This window comes from Oleiphilus sp. HI0123, assembly GCF_001635315.1.
Genome location: NZ_LWGE01001588.1, coordinates 1 through 1,282 on the forward strand (window position 1 = coordinate 1; position 1,282 = coordinate 1,282).

Genomic DNA, 1,282 nt, shown 5'->3' on the forward strand with positions numbered 1-1,282 from the left:
AAAAAAATATATTAATGGAGTCTTACTAGTTCGCGTAGGCAAAAGTTGCCAAGCCCAAGAATGACAAAAAGCCTACAACATCGGTAATTGTGGTAAGGATAACACTACCAGCTAGTGCAGGATCAATGCTTTTTGATTTTAGGTAAATAGGCAGGATTGTGCCAGCGATGGCGGCTACGACTAGATTAATGACCATTGCTGCAGCGATCACCAGGCCAATCGTTAGGTCGTTAAACCAAAGAATGGCGGCGACAGCGACCACAAAAGCCCAAAGTGTGCCGTTGATTATGGATACTAGAAACTCTCTGTTTAACAGCCATGACAGATTTGAATGGCTGATTTGGCCAACAGCAATAGCTCTAATAACCAGTGTTAATGTTTGGCTACCTGCGACGCCCCCCATGCTGGCGACGATAGGCATCAATACGGCGAGCGCTACGACTTGCTCGATGGTTTCTTTGAATACGCCAATCACTGTTGATGCGATGAAGGCAGTAATCAAGTTGATGCCAAGCCATATAGCTCTGCGCTTGCTTGTTTGCTTAACGGGGGCGAATGTATCTTCTTCTTCATCAAGACCTGCCATGCTCATTAGCGAATGGTCAGCATCTTCTCTGATGACATCAACCACGTCATCGATTGTAATTCTGCCCAGAAGGATGCCTTCCTTGTTAATAACCGGCGCAGAGACGAGATCTCTTCTTTCAAATAGATTAGCTACTTCGCTATCGGTCAGATTGACATCTATGGTAATGGTGTCAGTTTCCATTACTTCCCGAACCGTGGCAGTGGGATTAGAGACAAGTAATTTATTAAGTGGCAGAGTTCCGACTAGCTCGTCTTTACGACTAACAACCAACAATTTGTCAGTCATTTCTGGTAAGGAACGGTGTCTTCTTAAGTAACGCAACACAACGTCAATAGTGATACCGGGGCGGATGGTGACGGTATCTGTATTCATTAAGCCGCCGGCAGTGTCCTCGTGATATGAGAGGACTTCCTCGACACGGGCACGGTCTTGCGTGTCCATTGACTCAAGGACTTCAGCTGATACATTGTCAGGTAGCTGCTGAAGTATGTCGGCGAGATCATCTGTATCGAGGTCTTCTGTGAAGTTTACGACTTCCTGAGCATTTAACTTGCTGAGGAAGTGCGCCTGTATGTCTTCAGAGAGATCTTGTAGGACTTCACCTTTTAAATCGTCATTCAGCAAGCGCCATATTAGTGCTCGCTCTCGCGGTGGAGAGGATTCAATTAGGTGTGCAATATCACTTGCGTTTAG

1 protein-coding gene is annotated in these 1,282 nt (G+C 45.9%); it reads right to left on the bottom strand.

Going from position 1 to position 1,282, the window contains the following annotated elements; genetic code table 11:
- Positions 1-25: 25 nt before the first annotated feature.
- The coding region (mgtE, locus tag A3761_RS21300; protein ID WP_068750834.1) for a magnesium transporter at positions 26-1,282 on the bottom strand (1,257 nt) is incomplete at its 5' end.